The organism is Enterobacter cloacae complex sp. P6RS (genome assembly GCF_014982245.1).
GTDB classification, from domain to species: Bacteria; Pseudomonadota; Gammaproteobacteria; order Enterobacterales; family Enterobacteriaceae; genus Enterobacter; species Enterobacter bugandensis.
Map to the genome: position 1 here is coordinate 333,259 of NZ_JADCLB010000018.1, position 19,627 is coordinate 352,885.

Consider the following 19,627-nt stretch of genomic DNA (forward strand, 5'->3'; position numbering starts at 1 on the left):
CCTTGCTACAGCAAGCTTTTGACGTAGGCGTCAATGTCGCTGATGTATTTTTCAATGCCAGAGGCATCTTTCTCACGAATTAGATGTTCCAGCGTTTCACATAACTGCTTGCCGGGAACCAGATTAAGCATGGCAAACACCCCTTTAAGCCGGTGTGCTGTCTGTGCCAGCGCTGCAAAATCATTCGCAGCGGACTCAGTATACAACCGCTTCACATCATCTGGTACTGTATCAACAAAGAGGGAATAGTATCCGCTGGCGTGAAGCTCGGCATTTTCATTACCGCCTAACGGGGATTCCGTTATCTCTTCCTGCGCCAGCTGCTCTTCAATTAGTTGTAGTACAGCTTCCTGCATCGCATTGCTTATATTAAAGTTGACGCGCAGCTGGCCAGGGCCGATTTTCCGCACGCGTGACTCATCATCGCTTAAAAGCAAGCCCGAGGCAGTAAGATTAGACGGATTATCAGTTAAAAACAGATCAAATTCTTGACTTGCCAGCCTTTCATCCGGCGTGATGCAGGCCGCGCCCCAGTTTTCGAGCTGACGAACCACAATATTGCGGATCTCGTTTGAGGTCACATCCACCATCACCACGACGTCATCCAGCAGGCGTTCTTCATCTTCTTCCTGTGGATTGGCGGCCATTTTCACGTGGAGAGAGTAACGGGTGCCGAGCGATTCACGGGCCTTGATATTCAGATGGCCGCCGAGCTTACGCGCCAGCTGATCGCATAGCCAGAAGGTCAGGGCGTTAGCCTTGCCGTAATGATCGCTTTGCGTGTCATTCAGGAACGGGAAGTGCAGATTATCAATTTCACTCGCCGTCACGCCTTCCCCGGTGTCCAGAATGCGGAACGTCAGGCGATCTTCCGCCGACTCGTCGGTGCTCACTTCAAGGGTGATCTTGCCGATTTGCGTGGTGGTCACGGCGTACTGAATAATCATCAGCAGAATACGACGCAGCGCCTCGCGGTCGCCGTGACGTTCGTCATTGGCGGGTAAATGGTTGTTGATTAGCAGCTGCAGCCCTTTGCGCTTAATTACGGGCAGGACTTCCGGAACCACTTCATCGATCAGATCCTGAATGGAGAAGAGAGAAGGGGTACCTTTCCAGAAATCATTTTCCAGCATGTTTGCCAGTTGGATCTCATCCACCATGCGGACCAGCGAGTCGGCCTGGCAGGCGAGCTGGTGGCTTTCAGACGTGTTTAACGCCGCCGCCTGGGTCGCCAGCGTTTTTAACGGCTGCTTGAAGGCATCGCCAATATTCTGCATGAATGCCGCGCGCCCCTGCTGGTTCTTCTCATACAGCCTTTGCGCCTGCTTGAGCTTTTTATTCACCAGCACTTCGCGATCCTGATCGCGAATGATGAAGATTTGCGTACGCGGTGCCACCTGGCTGCGGAACTGACGGATCTCGTAAAGTTCATTGTTAATCGTGGCCTGAATAACCCCCTGGTGCTGATCCGCCATAGTGGTGATGTTCTGCAGGTTAAGGTGCGGCAGCAGATGGTCAGCAATTTTATTGCTCATCACCGTGCGATTCGATTCCTGATCGTGAACTAACACCCCTAGCGGCAGCACGGAGACAATCTCTTCATTGAGCGCGCGCAATACGCGCAGCTCGTTGGTGTTGCCTGCGGAGACCGCAGACGCGTCGCTCTGGCGTCCCGGCTGGAAGCGGAAGGTACTGTAGCCAAACAGGGCCAGCGCCAGCAGGCCAATATTCAGCAGCAGCGGCAGCAGAATATTTTGCAGGGTATCAAGCAGCAGCGTGCCGAACGGTACCTGCCACACCAGACGCATGCCGGTTGAGTTCAGCGACGAGGCAATTTCAATTTTCGAGCCGTTAAAGGAGATGGTGACGCTCTCTGCGGCCTCTTTGTCGGACGCCGCACGCATGTTCTGGGTGCTGCTGTCCGGCTCCAGACGGAAGCTGTCGAGCGGCATATCCGGCGGGATCAAATCATTAATGGGTAAATCGAAGGCCACGACCGTCGCCAGATGACCCGGCTGGTTAAAGGTGGTACGCAGGGTAAAATAGTGACCATTCTGCCAGGCCAGCCGGCGCAGCGATGAGAAGCTCTCACGTTCATCAAGGGCGTTGGCCTGCTGCAGCATTTCTGCCCGGCGGGAGTCGACAATGCTGCCGACCGTCGTCTCTTTAAATCCGGAAGAGAGATCTTTTAACGGCAGCGTCGAAATCAGGATCATGCTGTTGTCCTGACCGTTCAGATAGTACATCGACCACGGCACCGTTTCGGCGCCCCAGAGGGTATCCAGGTAGGTCGAAATACGCTGCGTCATCTCAAGGGTCGCGCTGTCGTGAGAGCCAAAGATAAGCGCTTCAGTCTTACGCTGCGGTTTTTCGAGATAGTAGACATCCTGCTTCAGCCGCGTCTCCTGAAGCCCATCTCCGGATGAGCTGGCAGGCGCTGCCGCAATGTTGTCGTAAATCTGCCAGGTGGCGTAGCGCCAGGTATCAATGCGCTTGTGTACGGCGTGGGTAATATCCACCACCTGATAGCTCTTATCCTTCAGCCAGGCGTTAACCGCGCTCTGCACCATCACGCCCATTGTGACTAACAGCACCACGATCAAAAGAAGAAAGAAACGGGTGATGCTTCCGGGCAGGAGGGAGAATTTGCTCTGGGCGGTAGTTTCAGTCTGACTCATTGATATCTTTAACCCGTGATGGTCGTGCTCTGTGGCGATAGGGCAGTATAAAGGGTAATAACTGAATTTCCAGCGCCACTGTCCTTCAACAAGCGACTTTTTCGATGACCCGTGCGAGAGAGGAAGTACGCCTTAAATGTGTACAAGCACATAGTGCATGTACAAATAAAAAATGAATTTAGTCAGAAAATAGCACGAATTAACAAGAAATTAAGTTTTGAGCGAATTTTTCCGTTATGTACAGGGGCGAGCGTGAATTTAGTTAATAGTCGTTACAATTACGCGGCGGTAGCACAAAAAAGGAAAAGTTACGTAAAGAAGGGTAAAAAAAAACCGAATGCGACGCATCCGGTTGAATTAGGGATAAACAGACATTCAAAGCTGAATGACGGTAATAAATAAAGTTAATGATGATAGCGAGAGTTATTTTAGAGACTGGAGTCGATCTTGTTTTGTCATTCAGTGCGGTAACGTTTTTTATTTTAACTCTTTGATATTTATTGGTTCATTTTTCGTTTTGATTATGAGTGCTAAATTTCTAAGCTTTTTGTGCTTTGTAAAAGTTCCTTTTCATTTACATCTTGAAACATGTTGATGGATAAATGAAACATCTTCAAAGTTTTCGTATCATATTCGCATTGGATTATTCTGTAATTTTGCGGAGAATGAATTTGCCGACTGGTTAATGAGGGTTAACCAGTAAGCAGTGGCAATTATAAGGCATATAACAGAGGGTTAATAAAATGAAAGTTAAAGTACTGTCCCTCCTGGTACCAGCACTGCTGGTAGCAGGCGCAGCAAATGCGGCCGAAATTTATAACAAAGATGGCAACAAATTAGATCTGTACGGCAAAGTTGATGGTCTGCACTATTTCTCTGACGACAAGAGTGCTGACGGCGACCAGACCTACATGCGTCTTGGCTTCAAAGGCGAAACTCAGGTTAACGATCAGCTGACCGGTTACGGCCAGTGGGAATACCAGATCCAGGGCAACACGACTGAAAGCGACAACCAGTCCTGGACGCGTGTGGCGTTTGCTGGTCTGAAATTCGCTGAAGCGGGCTCTTTCGATTACGGTCGTAACTACGGCGTGATCTACGACGTAACTTCCTGGACTGACGTTCTGCCAGAATTTGGCGGCGATACCTACGGCTCAGACAACTTCCTGCAGTCTCGTGCTAACGGCGTGGCGACCTATCGTAACCAGGACTTCTTTGGTCTGGTGGATGGCCTGAACTTTGCGCTGCAGTATCAGGGTAAAAACGGTAGCGTAAGCGGCGAAAACGTCGGTGGACGCAGCCTGCTGAAACAGAACGGCGACGGCTACGGTGCATCCGTAACCTATAACCTGGGCGAAGGCTTCAGTGTGGGTGGTGCGATGTCCTCCTCCAAACGTACCGCTGACCAGAACGCACCGGGCGTTTACGGTAACGGCGATCACGCAGAAGTCTATTCTGGCGGCCTGAAATATGATGCCAACAACATCTACCTGGCTGCGCAGTACTCTCAGACCTACAACGCAACCCGCTTCGGTACCTCTAACGGCAGCAGCCCGACTACCGCTTACGGTTTTGCTAACAAAGCGCAGAACTTCGAAGTGGTTGCTCAGTACCAGTTCGACTTCGGCCTGCGTCCATCCGTGGCTTACCTGCAGTCCAAAGGTAAAGACATCGAAGGTTACGGCGATCAGGATCTGCTGAAATATGTTGATGTGGGTGCGACTTACTACTTCAACAAAAACATGTCCACCTACGTGGATTACAAAATCAACCTGGTTGATGAAAATGAGTTCACCCGTCAGGCCGGTATCGGCACTGATGATATCGTCGCGCTGGGTCTGGTTTACCAGTTCTAATCGCGTCATCGTGTGACTAAGGGGCCTGAAGGCCCCTTTTTTGTGCTTTTTTTTGGCCTCACAATGCAACCGTTTTGGTGTACTCTTGCCGCCCTGGCATGAGGATAATAATGAATGGACATGACTTTTTTACGCGCCAGCTTTCTGGCTATGCTTTTTTTCCTGACCGCGTGTGACGATTCCGCGCCCGTGGCGAAAACCGATGCACCCGCCGCGACGGTGCTCGAAGGCAAAACGATGGGCACCTTCTGGCGCGTCAGCGTGATGGGCCTGGATAAAACGCGCGCTGATGAACTTCGCGGTAAAATCCAGTCTCAGCTGGACGCCGACGACCAGCTGCTCTCAACCTATAAAAATGACTCGGCGCTGATGCGCTTTAATCTTTCTACCAGTACCTCCCTGTGGCCGGTGAGCGAAGCGATGGCCGATATCGTCACCGAATCAATGCGCGTGGGATATAAAACCAACGGCGCGATGGATGTCACCGTCGGGCCTCTGGTCAATCTCTGGGGGTTTGGCCCGAACAAACAGCCGGATACCACACCCGATCAGGCGGCCATTGATGATGCCCGCGCCCGGACAGGGCTAAAGCATCTGACGGTGATCAACCAGTACGGCCAGCAGTATCTGCAGAAAGACATCCCCGATCTGTTTGTCGATCTGTCGACGGTAGGTGAAGGTTACGCGGCGGATCACCTTGCCGCGCTGATGACGCAGGAAGGGATATCGCGCTACCTGGTCTCCGTGGGGGGCGCGTTAGTCAGCCGGGGCATGAACGCCAGCGGTAAACCGTGGCGCGTGGCGATTCAAAAACCGACCGATCGGCAAAACGCCGTACAGGCCATTGTGGATATTAACGGGCACGGCATCAGCACTTCCGGGAGCTACCGTAACTATTACGAGCTCGACGGGAAGCGAATTTCGCACGTGATCGATTCGCTGACCGGACGTCCCATCACGCATAACCTGGTCTCGGTGACCGTGATTGCCCCCACTGCGCTGGAAGCCGACGCCTGGGATACCGGATTAATGGTTCTCGGCCCGGAAAAAGCCAAAGAGGTGGTTCGTCAGGAAGGACTGGCGGTTTATATGATCACTAAAGAGGGCGACGGGTTCAAAACCTGGAGCTCGCCGCAGTTCAACAGCTTCCTGGTGAGCGACAAAAATTAAAAAGCAAGGTTGCGGGTTTTTTATCACTGGCACTCGGGCACGCTAAAGGTATGCTTGTAAGAGGAGCTGATGATGAAAAATCCAACCTATATGAATGATGAGGATCGCTGGCAGGCCGTTCTGGCTCGCGATCCGCGCGCTGACGATCGGTTTGTCTTTGCCGTGCAGACGACGGGGATTTTCTGCCGCCCGTCATGCCGCGCCCGTCACGCGCTGCGTAAAAACGTCTGCTTTTATCCCGATGTCCAGCATGCCGTTCAGGCAGGGTTTCGCCCGTGTAAGCGCTGCATGCCGGACAAACGCGATCCGAATCAGCAAAAGCTGGCGAAAGTGGAGCACGCCTGTCGCCTTCTGGAGCAGGATCCCGCGCTGACGCTTGAAGGCCTGGCGCAGCAGGTCGCCATGAGTCCTTTCCATTTCCACCGGCTGTTTAAGTCCGTCACCGGGATGACGCCAAAAGCCTGGCAGCAGGCGGCGCGGGGGCAGCGTCTGCGCGCGGCACTTGCGCAGGGAAACAAAATTACCGATGCCGTGCTGGCGGCAGGGTTTCCCGACAGCAGCAGCTATTACCGTAAAGCCAACGATGCGCTGGGCATGACGGCGAAGCAGTACCGCAAAGGCGAGGTGGCGGTGCGTTACGCCATCGGCGACTGTTCGCTGGGACGCTGCCTGGTTGCGGAAAGCGAGCGGGGAATTTGCGCGATACTGCTGGGCGACAACGATACCAAACTGGCAGAAGAATTTGCGACGCTGTTTCCAAACGCGGAGCCTGCCCCGCAGGAAGATGCCTTTGCCCAGCGTATCAGCCAGGTCATTGCCAGTATTGATAACCACGTGGTGCCGCTGGCGCTGCCGCTGGATATACGCGGCACCGCGTTCCAGCAGCGGGTCTGGCAGGCCCTTCGTGACATCCCCTGCGGGGAAACGGCCAGCTATCAGCAGGTGGCGAAGGCGATTGGCCAGCCCAACGCGGTGCGTGCCGTCGCGGGTGCCTGTGCGGCAAACAGGCTGGCGATTGTGATCCCCTGTCACCGCGTGGTCCGCAACGACGGCGCGCTATCGGGCTATCGCTGGGGGGCAGCGCGAAAAGCGCTATTACTGAAACGTGAGGCGAAACGCCGGGAGGGATAATGCTCGATCTTTTTGCGGATGCTGAACCGTGGCAGGAACCGCTTGCGCCCGGGGCAGTGATCCTGCGCCGCTTTGCACTCTCCCGTGCGGCGGCATTGCTTGCCGGTATTGAAGAGGTCACGGCGGTTTCACCGTTTCGCCATATGGTGACGCCGGGCGGCTACACCATGTCGGTGGCCATGGCCAACTGCGGCGAACTGGGGTGGGCGACGAACGAACGTGGGTATGTGTATGCCCCGAACGATCCCACGACCGGCCAGCCGTGGCCCCCGATGCCGGCAGTTTTTCAGGCGCTCTGCCACGAGGCTGCTGTGGCGGCGGATTATCCTGACTTCCGGCCTGATGCCTGCCTGATTAACCGCTACGCCATCGGTGCGAAGCTCTCGCTGCATCAGGACAAAGATGAACCCGATCTGCGCGCGCCCATCGTCTCGGTATCGTTGGGTCTGCCCGCCGTCTTCCAGTTTGGCGGATTGCGCCGCAACGATCCGCTCAGGCGCATTATGCTGGAGCACGGCGACGTGGTGGTGTGGGGCAGGGAGTCACGGCTGTACTATCACGGCATTCAGCCCCTGAAGCCCGGGGTTCATCCCCTCACTGGCGAGTACCGCTATAATCTGACTTTCCGTCAGGCGGGATTGAACAAACAAAAATAAGAATTATTCTTGATGTCCGCTCAGGGCAGTTTACACTGCTGGCTGATTTTTATTGTCCGGATTGCCTGCATGCAACTACTTCTTCTTGTCTGGCGTCAGTACCGCTGGCCCTTCATTGCCGTAATGGCCTTAAGCCTTGCCAGCGCGGCGCTGGGTATTGGCCTGATCGCGTTTATAAACGTGCGGCTGATCGAAATGGTCGACACCTCACTCTCGGTTCTGCCGGAGTTTCTTGGCCTGCTCCTGCTGTTGATGGCGGTTACGCTCGGCTCTCAGCTGGCGCTGACCGCGCTCGGCCACCATTTCGTTTTCCGCCTGCGCAGCGAGTTCATCAAGCGGATCCTCGACACGCAGGTTGAGCGCGTGGAGCAGCTCGGCAGCGCCTCCCTGCTGGCGGGGCTGACCAGCGATGTGCGCGCGATTACCATCGCGTTTGTCCGCCTGCCGGAGCTGGTGCAGGGGATCATCCTTACCTTTGGCTCGGCGGCCTATCTCGCCTGGCTTTCGACCAAAATGCTGGCGGTGACCGCGGTGTGGATTGCCATCACCATCTGGGGCGGTTTCATGCTGGTGTCGCGCGTCTATAAACACATGGCGGTCCTGCGCGAAACGGAAGATAAGCTCTATAACGATTACCAGACGGTACTGGAAGGGCGCAAAGAGCTGACCCTCAACCGCGAGCGTGCCGAGCATATCTTCAATAACCTCTATATCCCGGACGCGCGCGAATACCGGCACCACATTATTCGCGCCGATACCTTCCACCTGAGCGCGGTGAACTGGTCCAACATTATGATGCTGGGCGCCATTGGCCTGGTATTCTGGATGGCGAACAGCCTGGGCTGGGCGGACACCAACGTGGCGGCGACCTACTCGCTGACCCTGCTGTTCCTGCGTACGCCGCTGCTCTCGGCCGTCGGCGCATTGCCCACCTTGCTGAGCGCGCAGGTGGCGTTTAACAAGCTTAAGAAGTTCGACCTGGCGCCATTTAAGGCTGAATTCCCGCGCCCGCAGGCCTTCCCGAACTGGCAGACCCTGGAGCTGCGCGACGTGACGTTCCGCTATCAGGACAACGCCTTCTCCGTGGGACCGGTCAACCTGACGATTCACCGCGGCGAACTGCTGTTCCTCATCGGCGGCAACGGTAGCGGAAAATCCACGCTGGCGATGTTGCTCACCGGACTTTACCAGCCGCAGTCGGGCGAGATCCTGCTGGACGGTAAGGCGCTGAGCGCGGAGAAACCCGAGGATTACCGCAAGCTTTTCTCAGCGGTATTCACCGATGTCTGGCTGTTTGACCAGCTGCTGGGGCCGGAAGGGCAGCAGGCCAATCCGGCGCTGGTTGAGAAATGGCTTGCGCAGCTGCAGATGTCGCACAAGCTGGAGCTCCAGGACGGCAAAATCCTGAACCTCAAGCTCTCTAAGGGGCAGAAGAAGCGCGTGGCGCTGCTGCTGGCGCTGGCGGAAGAGCGTGACATCATCCTGCTGGATGAATGGGCGGCGGATCAGGACCCGCACTTCCGTCGCGAGTTTTATCAGGTGCTGCTGCCGCTGATGCAGGAGATGGGCAAGACCATTTTCGCCATCAGCCACGACGATCATTACTTCATTCACGCCGACCGTCTGCTGGAGATGCGCGACGGCAGGCTGAGCGAGCTGACCGGCGACGAGCGCGATGCGGCGTCGCGTGACGCGGTGGCGCGCACGGCCTGATGCACTCACTCTAACCCTCTCCCACGCGGAGAGGGGATAATCGTGGCCGTAATGCCGATTTTTTCTCCATCCCGCCTCGCTGTTTATTCTTATTTACATATCCTCGCGCTATGCTTAGTCTCAACTCATTTAATGGATTTATGATTGATGTCGGTATTAAAGAAAAACAGCGCCAGGCAGCGTGACCAGGAACGTGCGCGACTCATCTGGCTTCTCACGACCGATAAAGCGGTCACGTCTACGCTATTAGGCAAACTGACCCTGGCTGAGCAATATGATGTCGGCACCTTAGCCGACGATATTGCTGAGGTAGGTGCGCTGGTTGCTCATTTACCGCCGCCGGATCTGGCGGATACCCTGGAAGCGCTTCCTTCGGAAGAGCGTCACGCCCTCTGGCGCCTGGTACAGGATCACGAGCGCGGCCAGGTTCTGCTTGAAGCCTCGGAAAACGTCTGGGATGACCTGATCGATGAGATGAGCGATCGGGATATCCTCGACGCCCTGCAAACCCTGGATATCGACGAGCAGATTTACCTTGTACAGCATCTGCCGCGTAACCTGACCGGCCGCCTGCTGGCCTCTCTGCCTGCCGATGAACGTGCGCGCGTGCGTCAGGTGATGCACTACGAGAAAAACAGCGTCGGCGCGATCATGGAGTTCGGCGTTATCACGGTACGTCCGGACGTCACGCTCGGTACCGTGCAGCGCTACCTGCGCCGCCTGGGCAAAATGCCGGACAACACCGATAAGCTGTTTGTCACCTCGCGGGATAAAACCCTGCTTGGCGAGCTGGAGCTGAAAACCATCCTGCTCAACAGCGCCCAGCAGCGGGTGAGCGAGGTGATGGAAAACGAGCCGATGGTCTTCTCCCCGGAAGACGATGCGGAAAAAGCGGCGCGTACCTTTGAACGTGATGACCTTGTGAGTGCGGCGGTCGTAGACTCCGTTGGCAAACTGATGGGCCGTCTGACCATTGATGAAATCGTTGACGTGGTTTATGAAGAGACCGATAACGACCTGCGCGCGCTAGGCGGGATCAGCGCCGAAGATGACGTCCACGCCTCCGTCGGTAAGGCGGTGAAAACCCGCTGGGCTTGGCTGGCTATTAACCTGTGTACCGCCTTCATCGCTTCCCGCGTGATTGACGGCTTTGAACACACCATTTCGCAGCTGGTGGCGCTGGCCTCGCTGATGCCGATTGTGGCCGGAATTGGCGGCAACACCGGAAACCAGACCATCACCATGATCGTCCGCGCGCTGGCGCTGGAAAATATTCAGCCCGGTAACTTCGCCTTTCTGATCTTCAGGGAAATGGGCGTGGCGCTGATTAACGGCCTGGTATGGGGGGGCATTATGGGCGGCATCACGTGGTGGCTGTATGACGATATGGCCTTAGGCGGCGTGATGATGCTGGCGATGGTGCTGAATTTGCTGGTGGCATCGATGATGGGCGTCATTATCCCGCTGACGATGACCAAACTGGGGCGCGACCCCGCGGTGGGGTCGAGCGTGATGATCACCGCCATCACCGATACCGGCGGTTTCTTTATTTTTCTTGGGCTGGCAACGATTTTTCTGCTTTAACCCGACGCTTAATGCGGGCGGGGATCAGTGCCATGACGATAATCCCGCCCAGCACGCCAACCGCCAGGTTGCCGGTTGATACCGTGGCGGCTACCGTCACCAGCATCACCACCGTTTCGGCAACCGGGGCATTTTTTATCGTGGCGGGCTGAAGGCTGTGCCAGCTGAAGGTTTTGACGGCAACAATCGCCATAATCCCCGCCAGCACCGCCATCGGGATTTTGGCCATCACTTCGCTGAGCGCCGTTACCAGGAGCAGCAGCACGATGCCCGCCGCAATGGTTGAAATGCGGCTTCGTCCTTTCCCCATCTCCACGTTAACGATGGTTTGTCCGATCATCGCGCAGCCCGCAATGCCACCGTAGAGCCCGGCCATGATATTCCCCACGCCCAGCCCGATGCTCTCGCGACGCTTGCTGGAAGGCGTAACCGTCAGTTCATCCACGAGTTTTGCCGTCAGCAGGGACTCCAGCAGACCGACGAAGGCAATACTCAACGCGCACGGCCAGATAATGTTCAGCGTCTGTAAATTAAGCGGCACCAGCAGCTCGGTAAATCCAGGCAGACCGCCAGTCATTGAGCCTTCATCACCGACAGTCGGCAGGATCTGACCGGTGGTGACGGTGAAAAGGGTTAACAGCACAATCGCAATCAGCGGGGAAGGGACGCTTTTAATATAGCGCGGCACCCACAGCACAATCAGCAGCGTCAGCACGAACAGGCCCACAATCAGCGGGCTTCGGCTCCAGAAATGCGGCACCTGAGCGAAGAAAATCAAAATGCCAAGGGCGTTAACAAATCCGGTCATCACCGATTGGGGAATAAAGCGCATCAGCCTTGCCATGCCCAGCACGCCAAACAGAATCTGGATCACGCCAGCCATCAGCACGGCCGGAAGAATGTACTGTACCCCGTGCTGATGCACCATCGGGCCAATCACCAGCGCTACGGAACCGGCCGCAGCCGTGACCATCGCCGGACGACCGCCCAGCACGGAGAGAGCAAGACACAGCACCACGGAGGCGATCAGGCTGACCTTCGGGTCAACGCCCGCCACCACGGAAAATGAGATCACTTCGGGGATCAGCGCCAGAGCGGTAATTACCCCCGCCAGCGTTTCACGCGCCAGTTGTTTAGGGGAGTGCAGCACGCTGGCTACACTGTCTTCAGGGGATACGGCAGAATGAGGTAAGGACATAACAGTTCGCTGGTTAGGGCAGGCTTCCGTGCGCGCGATCACAAAGTGCAGCATAGTAGCCATAAATTCCTCCTTATACCAGTTGCGCGCCGCAATCCCCTACAAACAATCCATCATTAAATTTCACAATTACAATAATTTCGTAACCTTTAAACAATATTTAAAAGTTGTTACCGTGCCCACGCAGCTTTTTTCACCTGCAATTTCCACGCATCAAGCACTTTTACACTAAGGCATAAATTATGAAAAAAATGACTGCCATGCTCTTTTCTCTGGCTGTCGGGCTCAACGCCGTCTCAATGGCAGCGAAAGCAGACGCACCAAAAGAGCAGGAAACGGACGTCCTTTTAATTGGTGGCGGCATCATGAGCGCCACGCTGGGAACCTATCTGCAAGAACTGCAGCCGGACTGGTCCATGACCATGGTCGAGCGCCTCGATGGCGTGGCGCAGGAGAGTTCGAACGGCTGGAATAACGCTGGTACGGGCCATTCGGCACTCATGGAACTGAACTATACGCCGCAGAAAAAGGACGGTTCCATTAGTATCGAGAAGGCGGTAGAGATCAACGAAGCGTTCCAGATCTCGCGTCAGTTCTGGTCCCACCAGGTCAACAGCGGCGTGATGCACGACCCGCACTCCTTCATCAATACCGTGCCGCACATGAGCTTTGTGTGGGGCGAGCAAAACGTGAATTTCCTGCGCGCGCGTTACGCTGCGCTGCAGCAGAGCACCCTGTTCCGCGGGATGAAATACTCTGAAGACCACGCGCAGATTAAAGAGTGGGCGCCGCTGGTCATGGAAGGCCGTGATCCGAACCAGAAAGTGGCGGCAACCCGTACCGAAATTGGCACCGACGTGAACTACGGCGAAATTACCCGTCAGCTGGTGGCGTCCCTGAAGAAGAAAGATAACTTCAATTTGCAGCTCAGCACCGAAGTGCGCGGCTTTAAGCGCAATGCGGACAACAGCTGGAGCGTGACGGTTGCCGATCTGAAAAACAATGAAGCCGAGCACGTCATTAAGGCGAAATTTGTCTTCATCGGTGCGGGCGGCGCGGCGCTGAAGCTGCTGCAGGAGTCCGGTATTCCTGAAGCTGACGACTACGCGGGCTTCCCGGTCGGCGGCCAGTTCCTGGTGTCCGAGAACCCGGAAGTGGTGAACCGTCACCTGGCAAAAGTGTACGGTCAGGCTTCCGTCGGTGCGCCACCGATGTCCGTTCCGCATATCGATACCCGTATGCTTGACGGTAAACGCGTGGTGCTGTTCGGACCGTTCGCGACCTTCTCAACCAAGTTCCTGAAAAACGGCTCCCTCTGGGATCTGCTGAGCGCGACCACCACCTCTAACGTCAAACCGATGATGGACGTGGGCCTGGATAATTTCGACCTGGTGAAATACCTGATTAGCCAGGTGATGCTTTCTGATGAAGAACGCTTCGAGGCGCTGAAAGAGTACTATCCGCAGGCGAAGAAAGAAGACTGGCGTCTGTGGCAGGCGGGTCAGCGCGTGCAGATCATCAAGCGCGATCCGAAAGAGGGCGGCGTGCTGCGTCTGGGGACCGAAGTGGTGAGCGATAAGGATGGCACGATTGCCGCGCTGCTGGGTGCGTCACCAGGTGCATCTACCGCTGCGCCAATCATGCTGCACCTGATGGAAAAAGTGTTTAAAGACAAAGTTGCCAGCCCGGAATGGCAGGCGAAGCTGAAAACCATTATTCCATCCTACGGCACGAAGCTGAACGGTAACGTGGATGCGACGGAACAAGAGCTGGAGTACACCAGCCGCGTGCTGCAGCTGCAGTACGTGAAGCCGCAGGCTGCGGATGCTGCGCCGAAGGCGGAACTGAAGCCTCAGCCGGAAAACAAGCCGGTTGCGGATATCGCGCTGTAAGGTAAAAGCAAAACGGTAACATCTGTTACCGTTTTTAATTTAGCAGGTCGGGTAAGGCGAAGCCGCCACCCGACTTGTTTTTAACGTACTACCGCTTGTCCGACCGTCTCTTCTGCCTTCCACACGCGATATTTTACTTCCACGTTTTCAGGCGTATATACCACGATCGGCAACTTGCTGTTGTAGCGCAGCAGGCTGTTGTCGCCCAGATAGGCCGTCACAAATTTCTTCTCTTTCTTGCCGTCCGGGCAGGCCATCATGGTAGAGACCGGAGAGGTCACTTTATCAAAGACGTAATAGTCATAACCCCAGCCTTCCAGGGTTTTGCTTTCCAGCTGGCCGCCCAGACGATGCTGATTGCAGTCCACTTCCAGCGTCTTGCCAATTAACAGTTCAACTTTGTAATTCGCTTCGTCCTGCTGAACCGGCAGTTGAATCACCTGACGCTTCATGCCTTTTTCCGCTTGCGGATAGGGTGCAACTTTTTCCAGCGGCTGCGCTTTTTGGGTGTCGCTGGCGAAAGCGCTGGTGCTGACGCACGCGGCGGCGAGAAGCGCGATGGCAAATTTAGGTGCGTTTTTCATTGTCATTCCTTTATGTCAAAACGGTCCTGAACAGACTAACATAACGAGTATGAATGATTGGTGTGATTTACTTACATTTTCATTATATGCAGCGTAATAAACTTAATATTAACCGTTTTGCCAGGTGTTTGTACTGTTGTGGAGTGTGGCGGGCGTTCGTGTTATTTTAGTCAATCGATAATGTTATTCATCTGTGAAAGGGAAGAGAGATGGTTCGTGCAAAACTTAAAACACCTGAAGGCCGCAAGTTTCTCCTGGCGCTACTCGTCGTGTTTATGATTGCTGCCGCGTGCGTCGGGCGGGCCACCATTGTTGGCGTCATTGAACAGTACAACATCCCTCTCTCCGCCTGGACTACCAGCATGTATGTGCTGCAGTCGGCGATGATCTTCGTTTACAGCCTTGTCTTCACCGTTCTGCTGGCCATCCCGCTGGGCATTTTCTTCCTGGGCGGACGTGAAAAACACTGAGCAGTCACCTGCTATAAGAAGCCAGCCTGCGGGCTGGCTTTTTTATATGTGATGATATTTATTCGCATTTCCAGGGTATTCTGTGTCGAACAAGGTCGTTCGACATAAAGCAGGAGATGTTCAATGTTATCCCGGTTTGCAACGCTCAGCCGGATCCCGAAAGGCGTCTGGGTTGTAGGTGGGGTCAGTATGCTGATGGATATCTCCTCGGATATCATTCACAGCCTGCTGCCGCTCTTTATGGTCACGACGCTGGGAGCCAGCGTGATTTTCATTGGCTTGATTGAAGGCCTGGCTGAAGCCACCGCGCTGTTTATCAAAGTTTTTTCCGGTGCCATCAGTGACTACCTGGGTAAACGTAAAGGACTGGCGGTCCTGGGCTACGGTCTTGGCGCGCTGAGTAAGCCGCTGTTCGCTATCGCCTCTTCGTCGGGCATGATTCTGGGGGCACGCTTAATCGACCGGGTAGGGAAGGGGATCCGGGGCGCGCCGCGCGATGCGCTGGTCGCTGACGTTACGCCGCCGGAACTTCGCGGCGCGGCCTTTGGGCTGCGTCAGTCGATGGATACCGTCGGCGCATTTCTCGGGCCGCTGCTGGCCGTAGGCTTAATGCTGCTGTGGAACGATGATTTCCGCACGATTTTCTGGATTGCGGTGATCCCCGGCGTCCTCGCCGTGGCGCTGCTTTTTTTCGGCCTGCATGAGCCGAAAACGCCCGTCGAACATAAACGCACGAACCCCATCAAAAAAGAGAACCTCAGGCGTCTCGGGAAAGGCTGCTGGTGGGTTATTGGCCTGGGCGCCATCTTCACGCTCGCACGTTTCAGTGAAGCCTTTCTTGTCCTGCGCGCACAGCAGTCGGGGGTGCCGCTGGCGCTGATCCCGCTGGTGATGGTGGCCATGAATTTGCTCTATTTCCTTTCAGCCTATCCGTTTGGCAAGTTATCGGACGGGATGAGCCACACCCGACTACTGCAGTGGGGCCTGGTGATGCTGATTGGGGCAGATATTGTGCTGGCGCTAAGCACCCACTGGGCTGGAATGCTTCTGGGCGTTGCGCTTTGGGGGGTGCATATGGGGATGACGCAGGGGCTGCTGGCGGCAATGATCGCAAAAACAGCACCTGCGGATCTGCGCGGTACCGCCTACGGCATTTTTAGTCTGGTTAGCGGCGTGGGATTGTTAGTCGCCAGCCTGGGCGCCGGGGCCATCTGGGAAACGTTTGGCGCGGAATATACGTTTTATGCCGGAGCCGTGATTTGCCTGGTTACGCTGGTGTACCTGCGCAAAACACCGGACGAGGCAAAATAAAAAACCAGCCGTAAAAGGCTGGTTTTCAATGTGTTTTTGGTCGGCACGAGAGGATTTGAACCTCCGACCCCCGACACCCCATGACGGTGCGCTACCAGGCTGCGCTACGTGCCGACGCATAGAAAGAATACTACTCGATTCCGTTTCGAATGCAAGGGAATCCGTCGCTAACTGGTTTATTATTAATCAGTTAGCGATAAAGCGCTTCTCATCCGTCAGAACCTGTAACAGCAGGCTCAGCTGTGGTTTCTGGTCTTTCAGCCGTTCACCCTGCAGATTATAGGTCTGATAGTTCCCGTTGCTGTTCAGCACCAGCGTCAGCTTCGGCGTGGTCACCACCAGCGTGTTGCCGTCAGCTGCAGTCACCCAGTTATGGCGGCGCGTGGCGCTGAAGAGATCCTGCCCCTGCGAATACTCGTTTGCTGGCGTACTGACGTGCAGCAGGCGCTGCATCAGGGTCGTCATGACGTCTTTATGTTCTGTGAGCATATTGATGCGCTGCGCCGGCGTTCCCGGCCAGTGGATCACCAGCGGAACATGCAGGTTTGGACGTGACCAGCTCATGCTCTTCGTCTCGTCGCCTAACGGTACGCCATGCCCCGCGGTCACGATCACGACGGTATTATCAAGCTTGCCTGATTCACGTAGCGCGTCAAGCACGCGGCCAATCTGTGCGTCAACATCGCTTGCCGCGCGGCCGTAGCGGCGCGCAAAGCCTGCCTGGTTGCTGTCGTTAAGCGTTGTGCCGTTAAAGGCCACCCACGAGAACCAGCGGTTATCTTCCTGCGCGTAGCGCTGCAGCCAGTTTATCCACTGGTTTGCGGTCTGGGCATCAGACTGGCTCTGCGCGGCAGGCAGTGAGAAATCAGAGAGCAGCGCCTGGCGGTACAGTGAACTGTTGAAGCCGTCCGATGAGAACAGCCCTAACTGATAGCCCTGCTGATTAAGCCCGGTGATCAGCGCCGCAGGAATGCGCGCAGACAGCACGCCGTCCATGTATCCGGCAGAAATGCCATAGAACAGGCCAAAGATACCCGCATCGGTTGAGTTACCTGAACTCATATGCTGGGTAAACGACACGTTCTGACTCGCGAAATCGGCCAGCGCAGGCATCTGCTTCTCGTAACGAGAATAGTTGAGGCCATCGACGGTAATCAGCAGGACGTTTTGCCCGCGACCCATATCGCGATAGCGCAGATCGCTCAGTGGATACTGCACGCTAACCGCTTCCGGATTACCCTGTTCGACCAGACGGCGCTGGTACTCCTGGGCATCAAGCAGGCCGTGTTTCTCAAGGAAACGACGGGCCGTCATCGGATAAGAGAGCGGCAGGTTAGCGCGCTGCATGGTAATAGGGCGATAGAAGTTCGCATCCGCCCAGATATACATGAGGTGCGAACTGATAAATGAGACGAAAAAGAGCGCGGCGACGGGCTTCGCGTAATGGCGGCGTCGGGTCAGGCTGCGGAGCTTTTGCCAGCTCCAGGTGGCAAACAGCATCTCGATCAACAGGATCACCGGAACGCTGATGAACATCAGCTGCCAGTCGCGGGCCGTTTCGTTCTGGTCGGGGTTGATCACCAGTTCCCAGACGATAGGGTTGAGATGCAGGTGGAACCGGGTGAACACTTCACTGTCGATAAGCAGCAGCGTCATCCCCACCGTCGCAAGGATTGCGGACAAGAACCGCATCAAACGCTGCGACATGACGATAAACGTCAGAGGAAACAGGATCAGCAGATAGGTGGCGAATACCAAAAAGCTAAAGTGACCAACAACGCTTATCCAGGAGTAGATACGCCCGGTTAGCGTTGTGGGCCAGTCTGCGACAAACAGATAACGACAGCCAATTACCGTCGCTAGCAGAATGTTGAACAGGGCAAACCAGTGTCCCCAGCTGACCATCTGGGAGACTTTTTCACGGTAGCGCTGACGATTCGTCACCATAAACTGTTGTTCGTTTCCCTTAATGGGCCTGGTCGTTGCTGACGGATGACTGTAACGCTTGGGCGAAAGATTTGGCGATCGCCTGACGCTGAGCCGGAGCAACGCTGGTGTTGATAAGGTTGGTGACCATATTTCCCAAAACCATCAGGGAGAGATCGGTCGGCGTTTTATGTTTTTCCAGTACGTTGACCAGCTCACTGAGCAGTTGTTCAACGTGTTCATCACTGTAGCGGGAATGTTGTGGCATAAATCAAAATCAGTTTGTTGATGAAAGGGCAACATATTACCGTAGCAACAGCTTTTTTTCCCCTTTTTTATCTGTTGTTGCACACATGTCCTGGTGGTGGTTGAATACCGCCCGGTCTAAAAGGAGAGTTTATCATGAGTCTGGAAATCAACCAGATTGCCTTGCACCAGCTTATCAAGCGTGATGAGCAAACCCTTGAAGTGGTGCTACGCGATTCGTTACTGGAACCCACGGCAACCGTTGTGGAAATGATGGCAGAGCTGCATCGCGTCTACAGCGCTAAAAATAAAGCCTATGGTCTGTTCAGCGAAGAGAGTGAGCTGGCCGATAGCCTGCGCCTGCAGCGTCAGGGCGAAGAGGATTTCCTGGCGTTTAGCCGCGCGGCAACCGGGCGTCTGCGCGACGAGCTGGCGAAATATCCGTTCGCCGACGGCGGTATTGTCCTGTTCTGCCACTATCGTTACCTGGCGGTCGAGTACCTGCTGGTTACCGTGCTGAATAACTTAAGCAGCATGCGCGTGAACGAGCAGCTGGACATCAGCTCAACGCACTATCTGGATATCAACCATGCGGATATTGTGGCGCGCATTGATTTGACCGAGTGGGAAACTAACCCGGAGTCGACCCGCTACCTCACCTTCCTGAAGGGGCGGGTGGGCCGCAAAGTGGCGGATTTCTTTATGGACTTCCTCGGTGCCAGCGAAGGCCTGAACGCCAAAGCGCAGAACAAAGGGCTGCTGCAGGCCGTTGATGACTTCACGGCGGAAGCGCAACTCGATAAATCTGAACGCCAGACCGTGCGTCAGCAGGTTTACAGCTACTGCAACGAGCAGCTGCAGGCGGGGGAAGAGATTGAGCTGGAGTCCCTGTCAAAAGAGCTGGCGGGCGTCAGCGAAGTGAGCTTCCAGGAATTCACCGCGGAGAAGGGCTATGAGCTTGAGGAGAGCTTCCCGGCGGATCGCAGCACGCTGCGTCAGTTAACCAAATTTGCCGGCAGCGGCGGCGGGTTAACCATCAACTTTGACGCCATGCTGTTGGGGGAACGCATCTTCTGGGATCCGGCCACCGATACCCTGACCATCAAAGGCACGCCGCCGAACCTGCGCGATCAGCTTCAGCGCCGCACCTCTGGCGGTAAATAGCAGCCATAAAAAAACCCCGCCGAAGCGGGGTTTTCTCGACAGGTTTGC

At 55.4% G+C, this 19,627-nt stretch carries 15 protein-coding genes and 1 tRNA gene; 10 read left to right on the forward strand and 6 right to left on the reverse strand.

Annotation, left to right across the window (positions count from 1 at the left end; all coding sequences use genetic code 11):
• Positions 1 to 5 precede the first annotated feature (5 nt).
• Positions 6 to 2,678, reverse strand: coding sequence for a phosphotransferase RcsD (gene rcsD / locus INF73_RS12950; RefSeq protein WP_028013900.1), 2,673 nt, complete (start codon positions 2,676 to 2,678; stop codon positions 6 to 8).
• Positions 2,679 to 3,421: 743 nt separating this feature from the next.
• Here rcsD and INF73_RS12955 point away from each other — a divergent pair.
• The 6 genes from INF73_RS12955 (at position 3,422) to mgtE (ending at position 10,788) form a co-directional block, all read left to right on the forward strand.
• The gene (locus INF73_RS12955) at positions 3,422 to 4,534 is read left to right on the forward strand and encodes a porin OmpC (protein ID WP_028013899.1); all 1,113 of its coding nucleotides are present in this window, start codon (positions 3,422 to 3,424) and stop codon (positions 4,532 to 4,534) included.
• 114 nt (positions 4,535 to 4,648) lie between these two features.
• Entirely contained in the window at positions 4,649 to 5,704 is a 1,056-nt protein-coding gene (gene apbE / locus INF73_RS12960; protein WP_193541966.1) for an FAD:protein FMN transferase ApbE, read from the forward strand.
• 72 nt (positions 5,705 to 5,776) lie between these two features.
• Positions 5,777 to 6,835: a bifunctional DNA-binding transcriptional regulator/O6-methylguanine-DNA methyltransferase Ada gene (ada, locus tag INF73_RS12965; protein ID WP_193541994.1), complete on the forward strand. Its 1,059-nt coding sequence runs from the start codon at positions 5,777 to 5,779 to the stop codon at positions 6,833 to 6,835.
• Complete coding sequence (gene alkB / locus INF73_RS12970; protein ID WP_193541964.1) at positions 6,835 to 7,491, forward strand: DNA oxidative demethylase AlkB; 657 nt, start codon at positions 6,835 to 6,837, stop codon at positions 7,489 to 7,491. The genes ada and alkB overlap by 1 nt, the downstream gene beginning before the upstream one ends.
• A 69-nt stretch (positions 7,492 to 7,560) precedes the next feature.
• Positions 7,561 to 9,204, forward strand: coding sequence for a multidrug ABC transporter permease/ATP-binding protein (locus INF73_RS12975; protein ID WP_192971277.1), 1,644 nt, complete (start codon positions 7,561 to 7,563; stop codon positions 9,202 to 9,204).
• 147 nt (positions 9,205 to 9,351) lie between these two features.
• The gene (gene mgtE / locus INF73_RS12980; protein ID WP_028013894.1) at positions 9,352 to 10,788 is read left to right on the forward strand and encodes a magnesium transporter; all 1,437 of its coding nucleotides are present in this window, start codon (positions 9,352 to 9,354) and stop codon (positions 10,786 to 10,788) included.
• Here mgtE and INF73_RS12985 read toward each other — a convergent pair.
• A complete protein-coding gene (locus tag INF73_RS12985; protein ID WP_045259768.1) occupies positions 10,751 to 12,040 on the reverse strand; it encodes a SulP family inorganic anion transporter in 1,290 nt (429 codons plus the stop codon). The genes mgtE and INF73_RS12985 overlap by 38 nt on opposite strands.
• A 188-nt stretch (positions 12,041 to 12,228) precedes the next feature.
• On the opposite strand from INF73_RS12985, the gene mqo reads away from it, so the two are divergent.
• A complete protein-coding gene (gene mqo, locus INF73_RS12990) occupies positions 12,229 to 13,878 on the forward strand; it encodes a malate dehydrogenase (quinone) (protein ID WP_028013892.1) in 1,650 nt (549 codons plus the stop codon).
• Positions 13,879 to 13,958: 80 nt separating this feature from the next.
• On the opposite strand, the gene eco is transcribed toward mqo, so the two are convergent.
• The gene (eco, locus tag INF73_RS12995) at positions 13,959 to 14,462 is read right to left on the reverse strand and encodes a serine protease inhibitor ecotin (protein ID WP_193541962.1); all 504 of its coding nucleotides are present in this window, start codon (positions 14,460 to 14,462) and stop codon (positions 13,959 to 13,961) included.
• 209 nt (positions 14,463 to 14,671) lie between these two features.
• Between eco and INF73_RS13000 the strand changes: the two genes are divergently transcribed.
• Both INF73_RS13000 and INF73_RS13005 read left to right on the forward strand, forming a co-directional pair.
• Positions 14,672 to 14,932, forward strand: coding sequence for a DUF2534 family protein (locus INF73_RS13000; protein WP_008500962.1), 261 nt, complete (start codon positions 14,672 to 14,674; stop codon positions 14,930 to 14,932).
• A gap of 123 nt (positions 14,933 to 15,055) precedes the next feature.
• Positions 15,056 to 16,243 (forward strand): MFS transporter, encoded by a 1,188-nt coding sequence (locus tag INF73_RS13005; protein WP_193541961.1) that lies wholly within the window; start codon positions 15,056 to 15,058, stop codon positions 16,241 to 16,243.
• 37 nt (positions 16,244 to 16,280) lie between these two features.
• Here the strand turns inward: INF73_RS13005 and INF73_RS13010 are convergent.
• The 3 genes from INF73_RS13010 to INF73_RS13020 form a co-directional block, all read right to left on the reverse strand.
• Positions 16,281 to 16,357, reverse strand: a tRNA-Pro gene (locus INF73_RS13010).
• Positions 16,358 to 16,429: 72 nt separating this feature from the next.
• On the reverse strand, positions 16,430 to 18,190 hold the full coding sequence (yejM, locus tag INF73_RS13015) for an LPS biosynthesis-modulating metalloenzyme YejM (protein ID WP_028013888.1): 1,761 nt from the start codon (positions 18,188 to 18,190) through the stop codon (positions 16,430 to 16,432).
• Positions 18,191 to 18,209: 19 nt separating this feature from the next.
• On the reverse strand, positions 18,210 to 18,437 hold the full coding sequence (locus INF73_RS13020; RefSeq protein ID WP_014884596.1) for a YejL family protein: 228 nt from the start codon (positions 18,435 to 18,437) through the stop codon (positions 18,210 to 18,212).
• 134 nt (positions 18,438 to 18,571) lie between these two features.
• On the opposite strand from INF73_RS13020, the gene yejK reads away from it, so the two are divergent.
• The gene (gene yejK, locus INF73_RS13025; RefSeq protein WP_008500957.1) at positions 18,572 to 19,579 is read left to right on the forward strand and encodes a nucleoid-associated protein YejK; all 1,008 of its coding nucleotides are present in this window, start codon (positions 18,572 to 18,574) and stop codon (positions 19,577 to 19,579) included.
• Positions 19,580 to 19,627: the final 48 nt, after the last annotated feature.